At 63.8% G+C, this 21,291-nt stretch carries 27 protein-coding genes; 11 read left to right on the top strand and 16 right to left on the bottom strand.

What is annotated here, in order from left to right:
• The first annotated feature begins 29 nt into the window (after positions 1-29).
• On the top strand, positions 30-350 hold the full coding sequence (locus HBA99_RS22465; protein ID WP_057965465.1) for a hypothetical protein: 321 nt from the start codon (positions 30-32) through the stop codon (positions 348-350).
• Between the two features lie 57 nt (positions 351-407).
• On the opposite strand, the gene HBA99_RS22460 is transcribed toward HBA99_RS22465, so the two are convergent.
• On the bottom strand, positions 408-1,205 hold the full coding sequence (locus tag HBA99_RS22460; protein WP_030097288.1) for a crotonase/enoyl-CoA hydratase family protein: 798 nt from the start codon (positions 1,203-1,205) through the stop codon (positions 408-410).
• A gap of 28 nt (positions 1,206-1,233) precedes the next feature.
• On the opposite strand from HBA99_RS22460, the gene HBA99_RS22455 reads away from it, so the two are divergent.
• Complete coding sequence (locus HBA99_RS22455) at positions 1,234-1,722, top strand: flavin reductase family protein (protein WP_030097287.1); 489 nt, start codon at positions 1,234-1,236, stop codon at positions 1,720-1,722.
• Here the strand turns inward: HBA99_RS22455 and HBA99_RS22450 are convergent.
• Together HBA99_RS22450 and HBA99_RS22445 are read right to left on the bottom strand one after the other, a co-directional pair.
• Complete coding sequence (locus HBA99_RS22450) at positions 1,719-2,153, bottom strand: tautomerase family protein (protein WP_070951932.1); 435 nt, start codon at positions 2,151-2,153, stop codon at positions 1,719-1,721. The genes HBA99_RS22455 and HBA99_RS22450 overlap by 4 nt on opposite strands.
• A 27-nt stretch (positions 2,154-2,180) precedes the next feature.
• Complete coding sequence (locus HBA99_RS22445) at positions 2,181-2,876, bottom strand: SDR family oxidoreductase (protein ID WP_070951933.1); 696 nt, start codon at positions 2,874-2,876, stop codon at positions 2,181-2,183.
• An 89-nt stretch (positions 2,877-2,965) separates the two neighbouring features.
• Between HBA99_RS22445 and HBA99_RS22440 the strand changes: the two genes are divergently transcribed.
• Positions 2,966-3,433 carry a winged helix-turn-helix transcriptional regulator gene (locus tag HBA99_RS22440; RefSeq protein ID WP_057968455.1) on the top strand — a complete coding sequence of 156 codons (468 nt, stop codon included), beginning with the start codon at positions 2,966-2,968 and terminating at the stop codon, positions 3,431-3,433.
• A gap of 4 nt (positions 3,434-3,437) precedes the next feature.
• Here HBA99_RS22440 and HBA99_RS22435 read toward each other — a convergent pair whose 3' ends face one another.
• The 9 genes from HBA99_RS22435 to HBA99_RS22395 all read right to left on the bottom strand — a co-directional run bounded on the left by HBA99_RS22435 (position 3,438) and on the right by HBA99_RS22395 (position 11,039).
• Positions 3,438-3,734 carry an ArsR/SmtB family transcription factor gene (locus HBA99_RS22435; protein ID WP_070951934.1) on the bottom strand — a complete coding sequence of 99 codons (297 nt, stop codon included), beginning with the start codon at positions 3,732-3,734 and terminating at the stop codon, positions 3,438-3,440.
• Between the two features lie 81 nt (positions 3,735-3,815).
• The gene (locus HBA99_RS22430; protein WP_044105389.1) at positions 3,816-3,971 is read right to left on the bottom strand and encodes a hypothetical protein; all 156 of its coding nucleotides are present in this window, start codon (positions 3,969-3,971) and stop codon (positions 3,816-3,818) included.
• Between the two features lie 74 nt (positions 3,972-4,045).
• Positions 4,046-4,654 (bottom strand): SRPBCC family protein, encoded by a 609-nt coding sequence (locus HBA99_RS22425; RefSeq protein ID WP_070915790.1) that lies wholly within the window; start codon positions 4,652-4,654, stop codon positions 4,046-4,048.
• A 24-nt stretch (positions 4,655-4,678) separates the two neighbouring features.
• Positions 4,679-5,425 (bottom strand): succinate dehydrogenase/fumarate reductase iron-sulfur subunit, encoded by a 747-nt coding sequence (locus tag HBA99_RS22420; protein WP_030097281.1) that lies wholly within the window; start codon positions 5,423-5,425, stop codon positions 4,679-4,681.
• A 1-nt stretch (position 5,426) separates the two neighbouring features.
• Positions 5,427-7,340, bottom strand: coding sequence for a fumarate reductase/succinate dehydrogenase flavoprotein subunit (locus HBA99_RS22415; RefSeq protein ID WP_064409839.1), 1,914 nt, complete (start codon positions 7,338-7,340; stop codon positions 5,427-5,429).
• 45 nt (positions 7,341-7,385) lie between these two features.
• Positions 7,386-8,195: a hypothetical protein gene (locus HBA99_RS22410; RefSeq protein ID WP_057968443.1), complete on the bottom strand. Its 810-nt coding sequence runs from the start codon at positions 8,193-8,195 to the stop codon at positions 7,386-7,388.
• The gene (locus tag HBA99_RS22405; RefSeq protein ID WP_030097278.1) at positions 8,192-8,464 is read right to left on the bottom strand and encodes a hypothetical protein; all 273 of its coding nucleotides are present in this window, start codon (positions 8,462-8,464) and stop codon (positions 8,192-8,194) included. Before HBA99_RS22405 ends, HBA99_RS22410 begins: the two co-directional genes overlap by 4 nt.
• A 110-nt stretch (positions 8,465-8,574) precedes the next feature.
• Entirely contained in the window at positions 8,575-9,615 is a 1,041-nt protein-coding gene (locus tag HBA99_RS22400; RefSeq protein ID WP_420063459.1) for an isocitrate/isopropylmalate dehydrogenase family protein, read from the bottom strand.
• A gap of 8 nt (positions 9,616-9,623) precedes the next feature.
• Positions 9,624-11,039 carry an NAD-dependent succinate-semialdehyde dehydrogenase gene (locus tag HBA99_RS22395; protein WP_070952415.1) on the bottom strand — a complete coding sequence of 472 codons (1,416 nt, stop codon included), beginning with the start codon at positions 11,037-11,039 and terminating at the stop codon, positions 9,624-9,626.
• Positions 11,040-11,130: 91 nt separating this feature from the next.
• Here HBA99_RS22395 and HBA99_RS22390 point away from each other — a divergent pair, with 91 nt between their 5' ends.
• Positions 11,131-12,417 carry an aspartate aminotransferase family protein gene (locus HBA99_RS22390; RefSeq protein WP_199252987.1) on the top strand — a complete coding sequence of 429 codons (1,287 nt, stop codon included), beginning with the start codon at positions 11,131-11,133 and terminating at the stop codon, positions 12,415-12,417.
• Positions 12,417-12,911: a DUF3830 family protein gene (locus HBA99_RS22385; RefSeq protein WP_030097274.1), complete on the top strand. Its 495-nt coding sequence runs from the start codon at positions 12,417-12,419 to the stop codon at positions 12,909-12,911. The genes HBA99_RS22390 and HBA99_RS22385 overlap by 1 nt, the downstream gene beginning before the upstream one ends.
• Before the next feature lie 7 nt (positions 12,912-12,918).
• Here HBA99_RS22385 and HBA99_RS22380 read toward each other — a convergent pair whose 3' ends face one another.
• Together HBA99_RS22380 and HBA99_RS22375 are read right to left on the bottom strand one after the other, a co-directional pair.
• Positions 12,919-14,310, bottom strand: coding sequence for an amidase (locus tag HBA99_RS22380; RefSeq protein ID WP_057965461.1), 1,392 nt, complete (start codon positions 14,308-14,310; stop codon positions 12,919-12,921).
• Positions 14,303-15,169: a D-2-hydroxyacid dehydrogenase gene (locus tag HBA99_RS22375; protein WP_234796973.1), complete on the bottom strand. Its 867-nt coding sequence runs from the start codon at positions 15,167-15,169 to the stop codon at positions 14,303-14,305. Before HBA99_RS22375 ends, HBA99_RS22380 begins: the two co-directional genes overlap by 8 nt.
• Before the next feature lie 190 nt (positions 15,170-15,359).
• Here HBA99_RS22375 and HBA99_RS22370 point away from each other — a divergent pair, with 190 nt between their 5' ends.
• From HBA99_RS22370 to HBA99_RS22355, 4 genes are read left to right on the top strand one after another with little or no spacing between them, the layout of a single operon-like run.
• Positions 15,360-16,121 (top strand): maleate cis-trans isomerase family protein, encoded by a 762-nt coding sequence (locus tag HBA99_RS22370; protein WP_030097271.1) that lies wholly within the window; start codon positions 15,360-15,362, stop codon positions 16,119-16,121.
• The gene (locus HBA99_RS22365; RefSeq protein ID WP_030097270.1) at positions 16,114-16,851 is read left to right on the top strand and encodes a maleate cis-trans isomerase family protein; all 738 of its coding nucleotides are present in this window, start codon (positions 16,114-16,116) and stop codon (positions 16,849-16,851) included. Before HBA99_RS22370 ends, HBA99_RS22365 begins: the two co-directional genes overlap by 8 nt.
• Entirely contained in the window at positions 16,832-17,524 is a 693-nt protein-coding gene (locus HBA99_RS22360) for a GntR family transcriptional regulator (protein ID WP_070921144.1), read from the top strand. Before HBA99_RS22365 ends, HBA99_RS22360 begins: the two co-directional genes overlap by 20 nt.
• 29 nt (positions 17,525-17,553) lie before the next feature.
• Positions 17,554-18,318 carry an isocitrate lyase/PEP mutase family protein gene (locus HBA99_RS22355; RefSeq protein ID WP_064409833.1) on the top strand — a complete coding sequence of 255 codons (765 nt, stop codon included), beginning with the start codon at positions 17,554-17,556 and terminating at the stop codon, positions 18,316-18,318.
• On the opposite strand, the gene HBA99_RS22350 is transcribed toward HBA99_RS22355, so the two are convergent.
• Positions 18,315-19,253, bottom strand: a complete 939-nt coding sequence (locus HBA99_RS22350; RefSeq protein WP_070921143.1) for a hydrogen peroxide-inducible genes activator — start codon at positions 19,251-19,253, stop codon at positions 18,315-18,317. The genes HBA99_RS22355 and HBA99_RS22350 overlap by 4 nt on opposite strands.
• A gap of 99 nt (positions 19,254-19,352) precedes the next feature.
• On the opposite strand from HBA99_RS22350, the gene HBA99_RS22345 reads away from it, so the two are divergent.
• Together HBA99_RS22345 and HBA99_RS22340 are read left to right on the top strand one after the other, a co-directional pair.
• A complete protein-coding gene (locus HBA99_RS22345) occupies positions 19,353-19,940 on the top strand; it encodes a peroxiredoxin (protein WP_070921142.1) in 588 nt (195 codons plus the stop codon).
• Between the two features lie 15 nt (positions 19,941-19,955).
• The gene (locus HBA99_RS22340; RefSeq protein ID WP_030097265.1) at positions 19,956-20,483 is read left to right on the top strand and encodes an alkyl hydroperoxide reductase; all 528 of its coding nucleotides are present in this window, start codon (positions 19,956-19,958) and stop codon (positions 20,481-20,483) included.
• A 60-nt stretch (positions 20,484-20,543) separates the two neighbouring features.
• Here the strand turns inward: HBA99_RS22340 and HBA99_RS22335 are convergent, their stop codons facing one another.
• On the bottom strand, positions 20,544-21,272 hold the full coding sequence (locus HBA99_RS22335) for an isochorismatase family protein (RefSeq protein ID WP_070951936.1): 729 nt from the start codon (positions 21,270-21,272) through the stop codon (positions 20,544-20,546).
• Between the last annotated feature and the right edge of the window lie 19 nt (positions 21,273-21,291).

Here is a 21,291-nt window from a genome sequence, read left to right as displayed (position 1 = left end):
CTATTGCCAGATACCGAGGAGGAGGAGCTATGCGGACGATTTGTTCGGTAGTCGCAGGGGTTGGTGTGGCGGCGGTGCTGGTTTCGGTGTTCGCCGCACCCGCTGCTTCGGCGGTGCCGGGGGAGGGCCCGGTTGCCGTTCAGTGTCAGGTCTATGCCAACAACAATTTCGGCCCACCTGGGTTTGGCCCGGGAAGCATGCCGGGTATGGGTTTCGGCATGAAGCAGTGGGCTGGCTCTGTGATCGGTCACGGAAGTAACGAGCCTGAAGCCCGGCAGGATGCGGAGCGTCAGATGTGGGGCCCGTACGGCATGGCGCCCGAGCTCCGTGACTGTGTGCCTGCGGCGTAACGAGCGAAGCAAAGATCACGGGGCTAAGGGCCGAGTAGGCAACCTCTTAAAGGGGGACTAGATACTGCGGGCCTTGAACTGAGGTTCGGTCTTATCGATGCCGGCTTTGCGTGCGATGGCGAAGTTGGGTCCCCGCATGAGCCGCAGTTGCAGGCGTCGCTCCAGGCCGAACGCGCGCCGCGGGACCATGGACCATGCCTTGTCGAACAAGGTCTTGGTGGCTGCCACCGAATCGGGGGAGCGCGACAGGATCTGGTCGATGAGTTCGGCGGCGTCGGCCTCGGGGTCGGCGCTCACCTGGGTTACCAGTCCGATTTCCTTGGCGTAGAAGCCGTCGAACATCTCACCGGTCATGGTGAGCCGTTTGGCGGTGTCGATTCCGATCAATTGACTCAGCGTGACGCTTCCGGACATATCGGGGATCAGGCCCCACTTGGCTTCCAGGATCGAGAACTCCGCATCGGGTGTGGTGAACCGGAAGTCGGCGGCCAGGGCCAACTGAAGCCCGCCGCCGTAGCAACGGCCGTGGATGACGGCGATCACCGGGATGCGCAACCGGCGCCAGGCCCAGCACGCCTCCTGAAAACCATTGGTACCCAGCCAGGGGAGCGGAATGAAGTTCGCGACCACGCGCGCCGGGTCCTTGCCTGCGGCCGCGAAATCCAGCCCGGTAGAAAAGGCGTCCCCCTCACCGGACAACACCACCACACGGATCGAGGTATCTGAGGCAATATGGCGGGCGGCGGCAGTCAGCCCGTTGAGCATGTCGAGGGTGAGTCCGTTGAGCTTCTCGGGCCGGGACAAGGTGACGCGGGCTACCTCGCCGTCGACGCGTAGGGTCACATGTGACGTCATGAAGCAAGACTAGAGGTGACATCCAGTTATGACGAGCGATACCACTTTGGACGCGGCGACGCTGCGCGAGGCATTCGGGCACTTCCCGACCGGCGTGGTTGCCATTGCCGCCGAGATCGGTGGAACGCGAACCGGATTGGCCGCCAGCACGTTTGTGCCGGTGTCCCTGGATCCGCCGCTCGTGGCGTTCTGCGTTCAGAACTCTTCGACAACGTGGCCCAACCTGCGGGTGGCCCCACGTCTGGGTATCAGTGTGCTGGGTGAGGCGCATGACGATGCTGCCCGCACGCTTGCCGCCAAGACCGGCGATCGGTTCGCGGGCCTGGACACCTCGACCACCGAGAGCGGTGCGGTGTTCATCGGCGGCACCACCGCCTGGATCGAGACCTCTATCCAGTCCGAGGTGCCTGCCGGTGACCACGCGATCGTCATCCTCAACATCCACGGATTGACCGTGCACTCCGCAGTGGCTCCGATCGTGTTCCACCGCAGTAAGTTCCGCAAGCTGATTGGCTAGACGGGCGCCGGGTAGGGACTGCTCCGGTTGGTTCGGGCCCAGTCACGTTCGGCGTCGGAGTTCATCGGCGGCGGCACCAGTCCGTTGATCATCCAAAGCTCCTCGCTGGTCTCGTCGATGTGAAACTCCCAGTGCAGGTCCGCCCGGTCCAGATGCGGTGCCAGGACGCGGCCAAGGTGCTGGGTGATGCGCTCGCGCCCGGCTTTGTCGGGCAGCGTCCGTGCGATGTGATCCACGACGATCCGTACCGCGTTCGTGGTGGGTTCCCCGCCGACGTAGAAGTCGGACGGTGGGATCTCCTTGAACACCGTGACCACGTAGAACCGCGGAAGCCCGACGGCGACGTAGACCTCCGTTATGCGTGCGGCCAGATCGGCCTTTTCCTTGTCGGAAAACATGTTTGGTGTGTGGTAGATGGTCCAGAGGGGCATGTCGATCTTCTCCTGGTGGATGCGAGGTCAGTGGCCGGGACGGTAGGCGAGATTCTCGACAGGGCCCGATAGCTGCGACTTCACCTGCGCGGTGAGCTCGTCGGTCAACACCTCGTTATCGCCCTTCTCCAGTGCATCGATGATGCGTGCCGCGATCACGCCGGGCGGTGTCTTCGGAACGTCGAGGGCGGACACCATGTCGGTGTCGATGAATCCCGCGTGTACGCCCAGCACGTGTGTGTGCTGTGGTTCCAGCTCCAGGCGCAGGGTGTTGGTCACCGACCAGATGGCCGCCTTCGACGCACCGTAGGCGCCGGCTCCGCCGAGCCAGGAGAGCACCGAGTGGATGTTGACGATCGCTCCGCCGCCGTTGGCCTTGAGGATCGGCGCGAACGCCCGGATGACCCGCAGCGGGCCGAAGACGTTGGTCTGGAACGTCGCGTCCATCCGATCAAGGTCGCCGGTGAGCAGCGAATCGGGATGCAGCACACCGGCGTTATTGACCACGATCTCGACGTCGGTGAGCTCACGGGCCAGCGCTCGCACCGATGACTCGGAGGCCACCTCGAGCTGTTGGGGAATCACCTGCGCGCGCGGGTCCTCGAAGGGTTGGCGGGCGGTGCTGTAGACCTTGCGCGCTCCGCGGCTCAGTACCTCGTCGACGATGGCTGCGCCCAGTCCGCGGCGCCCTCCGGTGACCAGTACGACCTTGTTCTCGACCATCCCTATCTCCTAACTAACGATTGCGTTAGTTAGGATGCTAGCGGGACTAGCTGAATAACGCAAGCGTTAGTTACAATGGCTCGGTGACCATGGAGTTCGAGCGGCTGCTACAGGACCGCTCCCGCTGGAACACCGATGCGTGTTCTATCGGGAAGGCCCTGGACTTGCTGGGCACCAAGACCGCATTCCTGATCGTCCGCGAATGCTTTTACGGCTCAACCCGATTCGACGAGTTTTCCGAGCGCATCGGGGTATCTGCCCCGGCGGTGTCGCGTGCACTCAAGCAGTTGGAGGCGGCGGGCGTCATCGAGAAGGTGCCTTATCGCGAGCCCGGTCAACGGGAGCGGGACGGGTACGTGCTGACCCGGATGGGCCAGGATCTGCTTCCGGTACTGCTGTCCCTGCTCAAGTGGGGGGACGAGTACCTGCAGGATGGGCACAAGCCGCTGGAATTGATCGATAAGAAGACCGGGCGGGAAATCGATGTTCAGGTGACATCGCGCCCGGGTCAGCAGCTGAGTGCCGAAGGCATCGAGGTCAGGTGGGCGGGGCGTTAGACCGCTAGGGCAGGTGTCCTTCCAGTGCGTCCAGGTGCCCGCTCCAGAAGTGCCGGTATGGGTCGATCCACTGGTCGATCTGGACCAGGCCATCGGCACGCAGCGCGTAGATCCGGCGTTGTGCATCCGGCCGGGCATCGACCAGGCCGGCCTCGCGCAGCACGCGAAGATGCCGCGAGACGGTGGGCTGTGTCAGGCCGGGCAGTGTCGCGACGAGTTCTCCGGCGGTCCATTCCCCGCCGGCCAGCGCATCGAGCAGAATCCGGCGGCTTGGCTCCGCCACCGCTTCGAAAGCGTCCATGCGTCGAGTATTGCACTCTATCTATATAGACGCAATGCTATATAAAGGATCGTCATCATCACGCCCCGGCCGCTATACGGCCTAGGGGCGTTTGGCGAGTTCCTCTTGGTATCCGCGGATGCGATCACGGAGTTCGCGCGCGTCGTCGGCGCGATCTTCGCGATCGGCGAGATCGGCGCGCAACGAAAGCTCCTTGATGGCAGTGCGGATATCCGCGACGCTCACAGTGTCACCCATATTCCGATGTTGCCCGTGTTGCCCGAATTGGGCATTGGCAACCAGTCACAAAGTCCCGCGCAACAACTTGGAGTTCAGCGGCGCCCGATGATCGCGCGGAGCTTGCCGATCTGCCACTTGGCCACCGGACGCACGAGTGGTGCGGCCAGGCGCAGCGGGAGCCAGCCCACCCATTTAGGAGTGCCGCCCACATGCCAGGTGAGCCGGGTGCCGCCGGTGCCGTTATCTGCCACTTCGAAGATCTCCGCAGCCGAATCCAGAACCAGCGGAACAGAACATGCGGTGATGGTGACACCCAGTGTGCGGTTGGGTTCATTGACGACGATCTGTTCGGCCAACACCCCGAAGGTGTTGACGAATGCGCGCTTGGTGCCCACCTCTCGCAATGCCGTACCGGCGTAGTCCACACCCTTGGAGAACGGGACCCAGCTCATGAACCGCTCGTCGAGCAGGGCCTTGAACACGCGATCGGGAGGGTAGAAGAAGTCGCGCTGGACCGAGAGTGCGAAGGAGGCGTCGGAAGCCAGATACTCATGCAGCTGATCGGCGGCTACGGGGGTGAGATTGAACCGAGCGGCCGAGATGCCGCCCGCAGCAAGAATTGCCAGCAGGATCAAGCCCGCGACGGCACCTACGGCTGCCAGGCAGACAACGGCGATGACGATGACGAGCCAGGTTTCCATGCGCTTCTCCTGTGCAAGACCCGGCTAGCGGCGGAACAGCTTGTTGCCCAACCAGACAATCGGGTCGTACTTGCGATCGGCGATCCGCTCCTTCATAGGGATCAGCGCATTATCGGTGATGTGGATGCCTTCGGGGCATACCTCGGTGCAGCACTTGGTGATGTTGCAGTAGCCCAGGCCCAGTTCCTCCTGAGCCACCTCGCGCCGATCGGCAACATCGAGTGGGTGCATCTCCAGCTCGGCCACCCGCATCAGATAGCGCGGTCCGGCGAAAGCCTTCTTGTTCTCCTCATGGTCGCGCACCGCGTGGCAGGTGTTCTGGCAGAGGAAGCATTCGATGCACTTACGGAACTCCTGTGACCGCTCTACATCTTCCTGCTGCATCCGGTACTCGCCGGGTTTCAAGCCCTTCGGTGGGGTGAATGATTGGACTTCTCTGGCCTTTTGGTAGTTGAACGACACGTCGGTAACCAGGTCGCGAATCACCGGGAAGGCGCGCAGTGGCGTCACGGTGATGGTCTCGGATTCATCGAATGTCGACATCCGGGTCATGCACATGAGCCGCGGACGGCCATTGATCTCGGCCGAGCAGGAGCCGCATTTTCCGGCCTTGCAGTTCCAGCGCACCGCCAGGTCCGAGGCCTGAGTGGCCTGGATGCGGTGGATGATGTCGAGCACGACCTCGCCCTCGCTCACCGGAACGGTGTAGTCGATGAGCTCACCGCCGTCGTCATCGCCTCGCCAGACCTGGAGGTGCGCGTCATAGCTCACGTCAGGACTTCCTTCCTGGGTGCTCTGCCAGTTCTTCGGGCGTGAAGTATTTCTCCAGCTCGCCGATCTCGAAAAGTTCCAAAAGATCTGGGCGTAAGGGGATCTGCGGCTCGGGCGTGACGAGTACATCGGGTACCGCCGGATCTCCGCCGGTGGTGCTGCAGACCAGCAGGGTCTTGCGCCAGGTGGCGTCCATGTCCGGATGGTCATCGCGGGTGTGCCCGCCTCGGCTCTCGGTGCGCAGCAGCGCCGCCTTGGCCACGCACTCACTGACCAGCAGCATGTTGCGCATGTCGATGGCCAGGTGCCAGCCCGGATTGAACTGCCGATGCCCTTCCACGGCAACGTGTTTGAAGCGCTCCTTGAGCTCATTCAGCTTGACCAGGGCCTGTTCGACTTCCTCTTCCTTGCGGATGATGCCGACCAGGTCGTTCATGGCCTGCTGCAAGTCGGTGTGCAGTGTGTACGGATTTTCGGCACCCTCGGCCGCCGGGTCGCCGAAGGGCGCCAGCGCCAGGGCGGCAGCCTTGTCGACGTCGGCCTCGGTGATCTGTGGGCGGGAGGTGAGTCCCTTGACGTAGTCGGCGGCTCCCAGACCGGCGCGCCGTCCGAACACCAGCAGGTCGGAAAGGGAGTTGCCGCCCAACCGGTTTGACCCGTGCATGCCGCCGGAGCATTCACCGGCCGCGAAGAGACCGGGCACCGTCGCGGCTCCACTGTCGGGATCGACCTCGATGCCGCCCATCACGTAGTGACAGGTCGGACCGACTTCCATGTCGTCCTTGGTGATGTCCACCTCGGCGAGTTCCTTGAACTGGTGGTACATCGACGGCAGCCGCCGCTTGATCTCTTCGGTGGGGATTCGTGAAGCGATGTCCAGGTACACGCCGCCGTGCGGGGTGCCGCGGCCGGCCTTGACTTCGGAGTTGATGGCCCGGGCGACCTCGTCACGGGGCAGCAGGTCAGGGGTGCGCCGTGCCGAGTCGTTGTCCTTGAGCCACTGGTCGGCTTCTTCCTCGGTCTCGGCGTATTGACCCTTGAACACCGCGGGGATGTAGTCGAACATGAATCGCTTGCCCTCGGAGTTCTTGAGCACGCCGCCGTCGCCGCGCACGCCTTCGGTGACCAGGATGCCTTTCACCGAGGGAGGCCAGACCATGCCGGTCGGATGAAACTGGATGAACTCCATGTTGATCAGCGTGCCGCCGGCGCGCAGTGCCAGGGCATGACCGTCACCGGTGTACTCCCAGGAGTTCGATGACACCTTGAATGACTTGCCAATGCCGCCCGTGGCCAAAACCACTGCGGGAGCCTCGAAGAGGATGAACCGGCCCGATTCGCGCCAGTATCCGAACCCGCCGGCGATCCGGTCCCCGTCCAGGAGCAGGTCGGTGATGGTGCACTCGGCGAAGATCTTGATACGTGCCTCGTAATCACCGGTCTCGGCGAAATCTTCCTGCTGTAGCGAGACGATCTTCTGCTGCATGGTGCGGATGATCTCCAGGCCGGTGCGATCGCCGACGTGCGCCAGCCGCGGATAGGTATGGCCGCCGAAGTTGCGCTGGCTGATCCGGCCATCCTTGGTGCGATCGAACAACGCGCCATAGGTTTCCAGTTCCCAGACCCGGTCCGGGGCCTCCTTGGCGTGCAACTCGGCCATCCGCCAGTTGTTCAGGAACTTGCCGCCGCGCATGGTGTCACCGAAGTGCACCTGCCAGCTGTCCTTGTCGTTGGCATTGCCCATCGAGGCGGCGCAACCGCCTTCGGCCATCACGGTGTGTGCCTTGCCGAACAGGGATTTACAGACGACCGCGACCTTAAAGCCCCGTTCACGTGCCTCGATGACGGCGCGTAGTCCGGCGCCACCGGCACCGATCACGACTACGTCGTATTGGTGCCGTTCGAGTTCAGCCATTAATTAACCCCAGTTTGTTTGCGAGGATGAGTATGAATGTGATTGTCAACCAACAAATCTCATGTCGGAGATGGTGCCGCTGGCCACCAGCATGACGTACAGGTCGGTGAGTATCAGCGTGCCCAGCGTGATCCAGGCGAACAGCATGTGCCTGGTGTTGAGCTTGCTGACCTGTGTCCATATCCAATACCGGACAGGGTGTTTGGAGAAGTGCTTGAGCCGCCCGCCGGTGACATGCCGGCAGGAGTGGCAGGAGAGCGTGTACACCCACAGCAGAACCACGTTGGTCACCAAGATCACGTTGCCCAAGCCGAATCCGAAACCGCCGGTCTTTTCCGAGTGGAAGGCGACGATGGCGTCATAGGTGTTGACGAGCGAGATGATCGCCGCGGCGTAGAAGAAGTACCGGTGAATGTTCTGCATGATCAGCGGCAGCTTGGTCTCGCCGGAATACTTCGCGTGCGGCTCGGCCACCGCGCAGGCGGTCGGCGACTGCCAGACCGAGCGGTAGTAGGCCTTGCGGTAGTAATAGCAGGTCAGCCGGAAGGCGAGCAGGAACGGCAGCGAGATGAAGGCCATGGGAATGAACCAGGGCAGATCACCCACCCAATGCCCGAAATGGCTGGCCCCGGGGGCGCAGGCAGTGCTGACGCATGGTGAATAGAACGGCGTCAGATAGTGATACTGCGGCACCCAGTACGCGCTGCCCCAGAAAGCGCGCACAGTGGCGTAGATGACGAATGTCGCCAGCCCGAGGTTGGTGAGTAATGGTGCGAGCCACCACTTGTCAGTGCGTAGCGTGCGCTGCTGAATCTGGGCACGCGAAGGCGAGAAGACCCCGGTGGCTTGACTCATCTGTAGCCACCAACTCCTTCGTCGTCGATATCGCCCCAGAACTCCCGGTCGTACTCGGTGTCGGGGATTTGGATCTTCTCGTTGCTCGCGAGCCGGTGCTCATGAGGTGAGAGATCCAGATCGGCGGCGTCGATATCCAGCCGCTCTACGTCATTGACGATGCGGCGCACGGCCGGCAGGTCGCCATAACGAGACTGCAGAGAGTGGACACAGCGGCGCAGGCTGCCAAGTGCTTGGTTGAGCTCGGTGAGCTCCGTCTTCGTCGACATCGGACTCCTTGGGCTGAAGGTGTCGTGGATCACAGGCTACGACAACCATCTTGCCAGGACAGCCGAACGGAAAGTGACACAAGTCACTGATGTCGTCAGTTAATTCAAGATCACCGAGCAGTTTCGGCGATTGCTGTGCCGAGCTGCTCGGTGGTGTCGCTACCTCCGAGATCGGGCGTGCGAACGCGACCTTCTTCCAGTACCTGGTCGACGGCGAGGCGAATCTTGTTGGCCGCGTCAGGCTCGTTCAGATGGTCCAGAAGCATGGCGCCGGCCAGTATCTGTGCGATGGGGTTGGCGATGCCCTGGCCGGCTATGTCGGGTGCCGAACCGTGCACCGATTCGAACATGGAGATGGCGGTTCGTTCCGGGTTGATGTTTCCGGATGCCGCCAATCCCAGGCCTCCGGTAACCGCCGCCGCCAAGTCGGAGAGGATGTCGCCGAAGAGGTTGGAGGCAACGATGACGTCCAGGCTGCCGGGATCACTGATCATCCGGGCGGCAAGAGCGTCGACGTGCATCGACACGGAGGGAACCTGTGGGTATTCGGCCGCCACCATGTTGAAGATGCTGTCCCAGTAAGGCATTGAATGAATGATGCCGTTCGATTTCGTGGCCGAGCAGACGCGGAATCCGGCAGACGCGGCCAGCTCGAATGCGTACCGGATGATGCGCTCGCACCCGATGCGCGTGAAAACCGATTCCTGAAGCGCGAATTCGTTCTGATTGCCGCGGTTGTGAATGCCGCCGATCGGCGAGTATTCGCCCTCGGTGTTCTCGCGCACGATGACCATCGAGAGGGCATCGGCAGATACTCCGGCCAGGGGCGAGGCGATACCGGGCAGCAGACGTACGGGTCGCAGGTTCACGTACTGGTTGAAGGCGCGCCGCAGCGGGATGAGCAGTCCCCATAGCGAGACGTCATCGGGCACGCCCGGATACCCCACGGCGCCAAGCAGAATAGCGTCGAATCCGGCCAGCGTCGCGGGTGCTTCGGCGGGCATCATGGCGCCAGTGTTGGCGTATCTCTGGCAGGAATAGTCGAATTCGGTCCATTCGATGCGGCCGCCGGTGGCGGCGTCCATCACCTTGACGGCCTCCCTGGTCACGTCGACGCCGATCCCGTCACCCGGAATGGTCGCCACATTCATCCGGGCGTTCATACGGCCGCGCCGATGTACTTGGTCTCCAGGAACTCCTCGATTCCCGCGAAGCCCCCTTCCCGTCCGATCCCGGATTGTTTGACGCCGCCGAAGGGGGCGGCGGGGGTGGACACGACGGGCCGGTTCAGCCCCACCATGCCGGTCTCCAATTGCTCGGAAACCCGCCATCCGCGTCGGGCATCATTGGTGTACAGGTATGCCACCAAACCGAATTCGGAATCATTGGCGCGGGCGATGACTTCTTCCTCAGTGTCGAAGCTCGCTATGGCGGCCACCGGGGCAAAGATTTCGGTCCGCATCATGTCGCTGTCATCGGGCACGTCGGTCAGCAGGGATGGAGGGTAGAAGTATCCGGCACCGTCAGGAATCTCGCCGCCCAATCGCACTGTGGCACCGCGCTTCCGGGCGTCCGTGACCAGCCGGTCGGCCTTGGCCACCGCGTCTGGGTCGATCAGCGGGCCGACATCGACACCGGGTTGGGTGCCGCGTCCCATATGCAGCGCCCCGAGCTTTGCGGTGAGCGCCTCGGTGAACGCTCCGGCGACACCGCGCTGCACGTAAATCCTGTTGGCAGCGGTGCAGGCCTGGCCGATGTTGCGCATCTTGGCGATCAGGGCGCCGGCGGCGGCCTCTTCGGGGTCGGCGTCGTCGAACACGATGAACGGTGCGTTTCCGCCCAACTCCATCGAGGTGCGTTTGACGGTAGGTGCGCACTGCGTGAGCAGGTAGCGGCCCACCTCGGTGGATCCGGTGAAGGAAAGCTTGCGCACTCGGGGGTCGGCAAGCAGGGGCGCCATGGTCGGTCCGGGGTCGGCGGTGGTGATCACCGATACCACCCCGTCGGGAACTCCGGCTTCGCGCAGGATGCCGAGTAGGGCGAGCATCGACAGTGGCGTCTGTTCGGCCGGTTTGACCAGACAGGTGCAGCCCGCGGCCAATGCGGGGCCGATCTTTCGGGTGCCCATGGCCAGCGGGAAGTTCCACGGCGTGATCAGCAGGCAGGGGCCCACCGGGCGGTGGGTCACGATCAACCGTGATCCGCCGTCGGGTGCCAGCATCACGCCTCCGTCCTGGCGTACCGCTTCGCCGGCAAACCAACGGAAAAACTCTGCCGCGTAGGTGACCTCGCCGCGTGACTCGGTGAGGGGCTTGCCCATCTCCAGGGTCATGAGCAGGGCCAGGTCTTCGGTGCTCTCGATCATCAGCGTGTAGGCACGCATCAGTATGTCGGCGCGCTGCTGCGGCGAGGTCGAGGCCCAGGAGCGTTGGACGGCAACCGCATTACTCAACGCGGTGAGTGCGGCGCGGCCGTCCATGTTGGCGACGTCGGCCAGCACCTCTTCGGTCGAGGGGTCCACGACGGGGAAGGCAGGACCGTGGCGGAACTGCTGGGAGAGCGCGGCGGCGACCACCGCGCTTTCGGTGGACAGGGGGGTAGACACTGCGCCTGGATGCATGCCACCATGCTAGGGAGATTGTCAACAATCGACAATAGTTCTGAGTATGTCAGTGGAAAGTTCTGAGTATGTCAGTGGAAGGGATGCCGTGACTGCGTTATCGCCCGTGCTCAAGCAGGCCACCTCGGTGGTGGCGGTGCGAGGCCAGGGTTGCTATCTGTATGACGAAAGTGACCGTGAATACCTGGATTTCACTGCGGGTATCGGTGTCGTGAGTACGGGTCACTGCCATCCTCGTGTGGTCGAGGCCGCGCAACGGCAGGTGGCCACGCTCATTCACGGGCAGTACACCACGGTGATGCATCGACCATTGCAGAACCTGGTGCGCCGTCTTGGCGATGTGTTGCCTGCGGATCTGGATTCGTTGTTCTTCGCCAACTCGGGCAGCGAGGCCATCGAGGCCTCCGTGCGGTTGGCGCGGCAGGCCACCGGCCGCCCGAACATCGTTGTGTTCCAAGGTGGATTCCACGGACGTACCCTGGCCGCGGCCACCATGACCACCTCGGGGCCACGATTCTCATCGGGAATCGGCCCCTTGATGGCCGGCGTGTACACGGCTCCTTTCCCGACGGCGTATCGGTATGGCTGGAGCGAGACCGACGCCACCCGGTTCGCGCTGCAAGAGCTGGACTACCTGTTCGCCACCGCGACGGCACCCAATCAGGTGGCAGCGATGGTCATCGAACCGGTGTTGGGCGAGGGCGGTTACATCCCCGCCAACACCGAGTTCCTCAACGGCGTCGCCGAACGCGCTCGCCAGCACGGCATCCTGCTGGTGGTTGACGAGGTGCAGACCGGATTCGGCCGCACCGGAGAGTATTTCGGCCATCAGCACTTTGGCGTGACGCCAGACATCCTGGTGATGGCCAAGGGAATCGCCAGCGGGTTCCCCATCTCGGGTATCGCGGCCTCTGCCGAGCTGATGGGGCGTGCCTGGCCCGGTTCGCAGGGCGGCACCTATGGCGCCAATGCCGTTGCCTGTGCGGCTGCGCTGGCCACCCTCGACGTGATCGACGAGGAACGGCTTGTCGAGAACGCTCGGGCGCGTGGCCGGGAGCTTCTCGACGGTGCGCGAAAGATTGCTGCCGAGAGAGGGATTGACGGTGATGTGCGCGGTCTGGGGTTGATGGTAGGTGTGGAGTTCAGTGCCGGCGGCAGGCCTGCGGCCCAGCTCGCCGCCCGGGCCCAGGCATTGGCGGCCGAGAAGGGGCTGCTCCTGCTGATGTGCGGTCCTCATATGAATGTGGTGCGGATGATTCCACCCCTGGTAGTGACGGCCGATCAGATATCCGATGCCCTGGGCATCTGGAGCACCGTGTTGGCGGAGCTGTGATGGATCGTTATATATCCATCACGCTGACCAAGAGGGGCGTGACCTGCCGTGCCCGGCTGCTCGACGCTGAGGCACCGAGAACCTGTGAAACGGTATGGAACTCACTACCTGTGGTTGGGCAGGCGTACCACGCAAAGTATGCGCGCAACGAGGTGTACACCCTGTTGCCGCCGTTACTGCCGGCGCCCGGCCGGGAGAATCCAACCATCACCCCGATCCCCGGGGATGTGTGCTTCTTTGGGTTCGAGCCATGGGAGATCGGTAACCCCGCCTACGGGTACGAGCCGGGATCGGAAGCGCATTCGGCGCAGGGCGCCACCGATCTGGCGATCTTCTATGGCCGCAACAATCTGCTGATCAACGGGGACGCCGGATGGGTGCCCGGGAATGTGTTCGCGACCATCGAAGAGGGTCTGGCCGATATCGCGGCCGCCTGCCAGGATCTGTGGCTCACGGGCGTTCAGGGCGAGCAGTTGGCCTTCGCGCGGGCTTAGTTTGGGCCTAACCCGCGAGCACCCGCTCGGCGAAATGGCCGACCGCCAGCACCAGGTCGTCGCTGTGCCGCGGGCCGATGATCTGCATGCCGACCGGCAGCCCTGTTGAGGTGCGGCCCACCGGAATCGACAGGGCCGGCTGCTGAGTCATGTTGAACGGGTAAGTGAATGGTGTCCACTGTGCCCACCAGCGCATCCCTGAGTTCGGCGGGACGTCGGCGCCCAACGGGAACGCGGGGATCGGCACGGTCGGGGTGATGAGCACGTTGTGGATCTCGTGGAAAGCACCCATGATGGCGCCCAGTTCTACACAGGCGTTGCGTGCTCCCAGATACTCGGTGGCGGAGGCCTCAAGGCCGATGTCCCACATCTGGGCCAGCCCTGGATCTATCCCGTCGCGTACCTCGCTGAGGGTGCCATAGTTGTTGAGACTGGCGGCTGCCCCTGCGGCCCATAGGATTTCGAAGGCATCGATAGGGTCGGAGAATCCCGGATCTGCGTGGGTCACGGGCAACCCGGCCTCGTCAAGGGCGTTCACTGCGTTTTCGACCAGGTCGGCGACCTCGGGATCGACGTCGGCGTAGCCGAGCGTGGGTGAGTAAGCGATATCCAGGCCTGTCATATCCCGGTAGACCTGCGAGCGGTAGGTGGTGAGGGTGGGCGGCTGCGAGGTGGGATCTCGGTGGTCCGGCAGGCTGATGATGTCCATCAGCAGCGCAGCGTCTTCCACCGTTCGAGTTATCGGGCCACCGTGTGCCAGCGGCCCGAAGGGGCTGATCGGATACATCGGGACCCGGCCGTGCGTGGGTTTGAAACCGACTACGCCGCAGAAGCTGGCGGGTATCCGGATGCTGCCCCCACCGTCGGTGCCGATGGACATCGGGCCCATGCCGGCGGCCACCGCAGCCGCGCTGCCGCCGGAAGACCCGCCTGCCGTGCGGCGCGGGTCGGCCGGGTTATGGGTGATCCCGCGCTGACGGCTATCGGTAACCCCCTTCCAGGCCAGCTCGGGCGTGGTGGTCTTGCCGACCATGACCATGCCGTCGGCCCGGATGCGATGTACAGCGGGGCTATCTGCCTCCCATGGGCCGGCCGGATCGACCAGGCCCGAGCCTCGCAGGGTCGGCCAGTTCTGGGTCAGGAAGACGTCCTTGATGGAGATCGGCACCCCGTCGAGCAGCCCACGGGTGTAGTGGCCGTGCCATCGCTCCTCGGATTGTGTGGCCGCTGCCAGAGCGGCTTCCTCGTCGACGAGGCAGTAAGCATTGATAGCGCTGTCGGTTTGGGCGATTTTGGACAACACCGCGGCTGTCGCCTCCACCGGAGAAAGTTCCCCCGAGGTGTAGGCAGCCACCAGCTCCAGAGCGGTCATCTCGGTGGGATCGGTGGGTTCATGCATTGCGGTGCATCCTGTCCTTGTCGACGATATTCAGAAGTTCCTCGCCACGCAGATAGCGGTCGAAGTTGGCGACAAACTGGTCCTGAAGACGGTCGGTCCATCCGTGTACATCGCCACTGTTATGCGGGGTGATGTACGTATTCGGCGTGCGCCACAGAGGATGTCCCACCGGCAGCGGCTCGGGATCGGTGACATCCAATGCGGCCCCGGCAATGGCTCCCTGATTCAGCGCGGACACCAGATCCCACGTGCCCACCAGCTCGCCACGGCCCACATTGATCAGCCGGGCTGACGTTGGCATCGCCGAGAGCACGCGTGCGTTGACAATTCCGTGCGTGCGCGCGGTAAGCGGAGCGGCGAGCACCAGATACTCGACATCGGCTACATGGGAAGACAACTCGGCGGATTCGGTTCTGCCGAGCACGGTAACCCGCATGCCCACCGCGGCCAATAGGGCGGCGATGGCCTGGCCGATCGGTCCGGTACCGAGTACCGCTACGGGCACACCTTCGATGGATTCTGATTCGAAATGGCGCCAGCTCAGCGCGGCCTGGGCGCGCGTGGAACGGCGAATGTCCTTGGCGAAAGCCAGGATCTGTGCCAGCACGTACTCGGCGATGGGGCGCTCGAACAGACCGCGGGAATTGGTCAGTACCACGTCACTCTCGACGAGTTCATCGAACAGCACCGGATCGGCACCCGTGGCCGCGATCTGCACCCAGCGTAATGAGTCTGCGGCGGACCATGTTTCGCGCAGCGCCGAGGAACGAAAGTCGTAGACGAAGAGGATCTCGGCTCCGGGCAGCGCCGTGGCGAGTTGGTCCGATTCCACCAGTCGTAGCTCAGCGGACGCGGCCATGGTGTCGAGTCGGTCCGGTATCGAATGAGGTGAGTGCTGCACGGCCACCACTGGTCTTCGCGCAAGCTGCTCATCCGCGAGAATCGGGCGCGCGCTCACGTTGACACGGTATGGAGATATCGTATGATTGTCAACAATCTGAGTGATCGCTCGGAGCGCGGAGCGATGCTGCGAGTGTTAGGTCTTGCCGGTGGATTTCTCGTCTCTTCCCGATTTCTCGGAGTCGGCTGATCAGCGCGGCATCGGCATCATTGCGCCTTTCGACCTTGCGCTGGAGCGTGAGCTGTGGCGTTGGGTTCCGGCCGAGGTATCGCTGCATCTGGCCCGTACCCCGTATGAGCCGGTACCGGTGAGCAGGGCCATGGCCGAGTTGGTTTCCAATACCGCTCACCTGCAGGCGGCCACCCGCGATGTCCTGCACGTCGAGCCGGAAGTCGTTGCATACCTGTGTACTTCGGGCAGTTTCATTCGCGGTGTCGAACACGAGCGGTCGCTGGTCGAGGCCATCATGGCGACTGGTGCCAAGTCTGCTGTCACCACCTCCGGCGCGCTGGCGGAGGCCGTGACCGCCCTGGGTATCGGCCGGATCAGCGTCATCACGCCCTACGACGCCGAGCTGACCGAGCTGCTCGCCAAGTTCCTGGGGGAGTTGGGTGTAACGGTGGTGCGGACAGATCATCTGGGCCTGGGCGGGGGCATCTGGAAGGTCAACTACCGCACCGTCGCCGAGCGAATTCTCGCTGCCGACACCGATGATGCCGAAGCGATTTTCGTCAGCTGTACCAATCTGCGCACCTATGACGTGATCGAGCCGTTGGAACGGCTGCTCGGCAAGCCGGTGTTGACGGCCAACCAACTGACCATTTGGGCCTGTCTGGACCGGATGAGTCTTCCCATGATGGGGCCCGGTAAGTGGCTTCGCGATGTCTTCGGAGGAGGTTCGAGTGAGTAATACGCGTCCGACGGTGGGATTTATCTACCCGGATCACGCGGCTGAGTCGGACTACCCCCTGGTGGCGCGCCAGTTGGATATGAACTTCCCCGTCGTGCACATCTACGGCACCGATCTGCATGCCGTGCCCGAACTGCTCGATCTGGGCAGTCCGGAGAAACTCGCCGAGGGTGCTCGGCTGCTGCGCCCTCATGAACCGGGTGCTGTGGTGTGGGCGTGCACCTCGGGCAGCTTTGTCTACGGTCCGCAGGGCGCGGCGCATCAAGTGGCGCTCCTGTCCGAGTCCAGCGGTACGCCTGCGTCGAGCACGTCCTTCGCCTTCGTCAACGCGGCCGTAGCACTCGGGATTTCGAAAGTGGCGGTGGCTGCGAGCTATCCGCGCGATATCGCCGAGCTGTTCGTCGCATTTCTGGCCGCGCACGACATTGAGGTTGTGTCGATGGGCGAGGCGGGCATCGACACGGCGGCCGAGGTGGGCCGGCTTACCGCGAGCCAGGTCGACGAGCTGGCAGATGCCCACGACCATCCAGACGCCGAGGCGCTGTTGATTCCCGACACCGCCATGCACACCGTCGCGCACGTTGAGCGGCTCGAATCTCGGCTGGACAAGGTGGTATTGACCGCGAACCAGGTCACGGTGTGGGAAGGTTTGCGATTAATCAAAGAGGTGCCCGATTTTCCGGGTTTGGGGCGGCTTTTCAGGAGACGACATGACGACGCTGGTACCTGAGGAGTTCGCGCCCCTGGAACGGCAATCCACCGCCGAACTGATCGCCGAACGGTTGCGCATCGCGATCATGCGCGGTGTGCTGGCGCCAGGCGCCCAGCTGGGGGAGGCGTCATTGGCCGCGCGGTTCGCGGTCTCCCGTGGACCACTACGCGAAGCGATGCAGCGCCTGGTGTCGGAGGGTCTGCTGCGCAGTGAGCGCAATCGCGGCATCTTCGTCATCGAGCTGACCGATGAAGACGTCCACGATGTCTACCGGTCGCGGGCAGCCATCGAACGAGCGGCGTTGGAATGCATCATGTCCGGCGACACCGTCACCGCTTACCGGCGGCTGCTCGTGCCCGTGGCGGTGATGACGGAGGCCGCCGCTCGCGGCGATATCGTCGCGGTGACCGACGCCGATCAGGACTTTCACGAGGTGCTGGTGGACTCCTCGGGAAGCCCCCGGCTGCGCCGCGCCATGCGCACCCTGCTGCTGGAGACCCGGATGCTGCTGGGGGAACTGCAGGGCGCCTACCCGGACCTGACGGAACAGGTCCGTGAGCATGAGGTCCTGTGCGCGGCGATCGGCGCCGGTGATGCGCCTGCTGCGTATCGATTGATCGAGGAGCATATGCACGATGCGGTTGCGCGCCTTATGGCACGGCGCGGCTCCGCGGGCGCATCGGTGGAGTAAATCCGTGCGGGACGGGGTTGGATGTAGGCATGACCAACACCTCCGGTGATCTTGCCGCTAAGGCCGTTCTGCTGAAATCGCTTCATGTGCCGGGTGACCCGGTCTTCCTGCCGACGGTGTGGGATGCCTGGTCCGCGAAGCTCGCCGCCGATGCCGGATTTGCGGCGTTGACGGTGGGTTCGCATCCGCTCGCCGATTCGGTGGGTAAGGCCGATGCGGAGGGCATGTCATTCGAGGACGTGGTGGCACGGGTCTCGCAGATCACCGCCGCGGTCGACCTGCCGGTGTCCGTTGATATCGAGTCCGGCTATGCGCAGACGCCACAGCGGCTCATCGAGGGACTGATCGAGGCGGGTGCGGTCGGTCTGAACATCGAGGACTCGGTACATAGCGAAGGCGGCCGGATTCGTGAGCCGCAGGAGCACGCCGATCTTGTTGGGGCACTGCGGGTTGCGGCCGATGAGTCGGGCGTGCCGGTAGTGATCAACGCGCGGACGGACATCCTCCTGCGCCAAATCGGGGACGAGTCGGACCGGGTGGATCGGGCCATCGCGCGGTTAACGCTCGCTGCCGAGGCGGGCGCCGACTCGCTGTACCCGGTAGGCCGTCATGATCCGGATGTGCAGCGACGCTTGACATCTGAGCTGCCGCTTCCGGTGAACGCGATCGCGCTGCCCGATGTGGATGATCCGGCCTCGTTTGGTCCGTTGGGCGTTGGGCGGATCAGTTTCGGGCCGTTTCTGCAGCGCGCACTCTCGGCCCGGGCCGAGGAAATCCTGGCCCGCTGGCGTTAGACCGCCTCAGCCAAGACCGGGTGCACGGCCGCGACAAGTTGGGTCAGCAGCTCGGCCAGCCGTCGGTAGGCGTCTTCCCGGCCGCTGATCGCGCGGTACACCAATCCGATCCGGCGGCCTGGTACCGGTGACGCGAAGGTGGCGGTGGCCAGTCCGCCGCTGGCGGTCTCGGCGGTGACCGCGGTGCCCGGGATGAGCGTGACGCCGAGGCCGCCCTCGACGCACTGCACAGCGGTGGCCAGCGAGGCCGCACGGGTGTGTCCGAGATCGGGCCGCACTCCCGCGAGTTGGCATACCTCCAGAGCCTGATCGCGCAGGCAATGTCCTTCGTCCAGCAACAACAGCGGCATATTCGCCAGATCGGCGGGCTCGACCTTCGTGCTGCCGGCAAGCGGATGTCCGGACGGCAGGGCGAGAACGAAATCTTCCCGGTACATGGGAATCTCCGCCATGCCGGGAGTTTGCGCGGGCAGCGCCATGACCGCTACATCCAGGGACCCGTCGGCCAGCGACCGCAGCAGCCGGCCGGTCTGGTCCTCGGTGACCCGCAAGGACATCTCCGGGAACTCACGGGACAGTCCGCTGAGCACCATGGGCAGCACATAGGGGGCCACCGTGGGAATCAAGCCGAGTCGCAGCGTCTGCGCAAACGGATCGCGTACCCCGCTTGCGGCCGAGGTGAATTCGTCGACCGCATCCAGCGCGCTGGTGGCCTTCTCCAGTAGCGCCTCGCCCTCCGGAGTGAGCAGCACCTTGCGGGTGTTGCGCTCGACGAGCCGCACCCCCAGCCCCTCTTCGAGCATGGACAGGGCCTGCGACAGCGAGGGCTGACTCACTCCGAGCTCGGCGGCGGCGCTGCCGAAGTGGCGTTTACGTGCGATAGCCACGAAAGCGCGCAGGCCGACCAGGGTCGGCTGATAACTACGATCGGACATACCTATCAATATAGTGCCAACAATCACGTTTTGTTTTTGAAAGATTTCCGGCACGATGGTGCCAGTAAGCATTCAGCGAATACGTAAAGGAGAAGGATCGTGACTCTGCGGACCATCGGCGATGAATTCCCGGCCTACAACCTGACCGCGGTCATCGGCGGCGATCTGTCGAAGGTGAACGCTCAGCAGCCTGACGATTACTTCACCACCGTTACCAGCGACGACCACCCCGGCCAGTGGCGCGTCATCTTCTTCTGGCCGAAGGACTTCACCTTCGTGTGCCCCACCGAGATCGCTGCCTTCGGCCGTCTGAACGACGAGTTCGCCGATCGCGACACCCAGGTGCTGGGCGCGTCGGTGGACAACGAGTTCGTGCACTTCCAGTGGCGGGCACAGCATGAGGACCTCAAGACCCTGCCGTTCCCGATCCTCAGCGATCTCAAGCGCGAGCTGGCCGAGGCGTCGGGCGTGCTGAACTCCGATGGTGTGGCCGACCGCGCCACCTTCATCGTCGACCCCGACAACATCATCCAGTTCGTCTCCGTCACCGCGGGTTCGGTGGGCCGCAACGTCGACGAGGTGCTCCGCGTGCTCGACGCGCTGCAGTCCGACGAGCTGTGCGCCTGCAACTGGCGCAAGGGTGACCCGACGATCGATGCGGGCGAGCTGATGAGCGCGGGCGTCTAGGAGGATTGGGTAACTGTGTCTATTGACAACCTGAAAGAGGCGCTGCCCGAGTACGCCAAGGATCTCAAGCTCAACCTGGGTACGGTCGCTCGTGGCACCGTACTGTCGCCGGCCCAGCTCTGGGGTACTCTCGTCGCGACGGCGGCGGCCACCCGGAACGATCAGGTGTTCAAGGAGATTCGCGAAGAGGCTGCCACCGTGCTGTCGCCCGAGGCACTCGACGCCGCACTCGGCGCGGCCTCGATCATGGCGATGACCAACGTGTTCTACCGTGGGCGGGGCTTCCTCGACGGCGCCTATGACGACCTGCGCCCGGGTCTGCGGATGAACATCATCGGTAACCCCGGCGTCGACAAGGCGGAGTTCGAACTGTGGTCCTTCGCGGTGTCGACCATCAACGGCTGTCACTTCTGCGTCGGCTCGCACGAGAAGGTGCTGCGTGAGGCCGGATTGACCCGCGAGCAGATTCTCGAGGCACTCAAGATCGCGGCGATCGTCTCGGGCGTCGCCCAGGCGCTGGCCACCGTGCCCGCGCTGGTCTAGGCACAAAGACATAAGGCCGCTTGCGCGTGACGCAAGCGGCCTTTGTCGTGCCGTCAGCTGTTACGAGTTATCAAGTGCCGCGATCGCGGAGCGGGTGGTCAGTATTTTGGCGGTCCGCTCCGCGCACCAGGCGAGTGCTTGGTTGTGCCCCGTAGCGGTGTAGTCCGCCACGGCATCGGAGACGACGAATGCCTGAATATCGTTCTGGACCGCGTCGGCGGATGTCACGGTGATTCCGGAGAAGGCGTAGACGCCGACGATGATCAGCTGATCGCGGTTGGCGTTACGCAGAACCTCCAGAAGTTCAGAGCGGAAGAACTCGCTGTACTTCCATTTCGTCAGCACGGTATCTGTCGTCGTCGGCGCTATGGGATCGACAATCGCGCGCTCGGCGTCGTCGTCCGGCATGCCCGGCCCATAGAGCTGGCCGAAGAGTCCGCGCTGCTCCGGTGTCATACCGCCAGGCTGCGCTGAGTAGAGCACGGGCACACCGCGGGCATGCGCGACGTCAAGCAGGCTCTTGATGTTCTTCAGCACGGTGGCGATGGGATCGGCATGCGGCGCATATGCCTTCACAAAGTAGTGCTGCATATCGTGGACCAGCAGCACGGCGCGGTTCGTTTCCAGGGTCCACGGCGCGCTTTTCGCAGGTACATCAATGGTGCTGAACGGGTAGGCAATTGACCCGGTGGGGCGGACGTCGGCAGCTGCGCTTCCGGCCGTCGAGAGGCCCAGTGCGACGGCGGGCAATGCCACGGAGCTGGAACGGAGAAAGGTGCGTCTGCGCATCGGTTCACTCCCGCTTGAA

The sequence above is a fragment of the Mycobacteroides chelonae genome (assembly GCF_016767715.1).
In the GTDB taxonomy this organism is placed as follows: domain Bacteria; phylum Actinomycetota; class Actinomycetes; order Mycobacteriales; family Mycobacteriaceae; genus Mycobacterium; species Mycobacterium gwanakae.
Note: the sequence above shows the minus strand (reverse complement) of the source record. Positions and strands in the feature narration are given on the sequence as shown.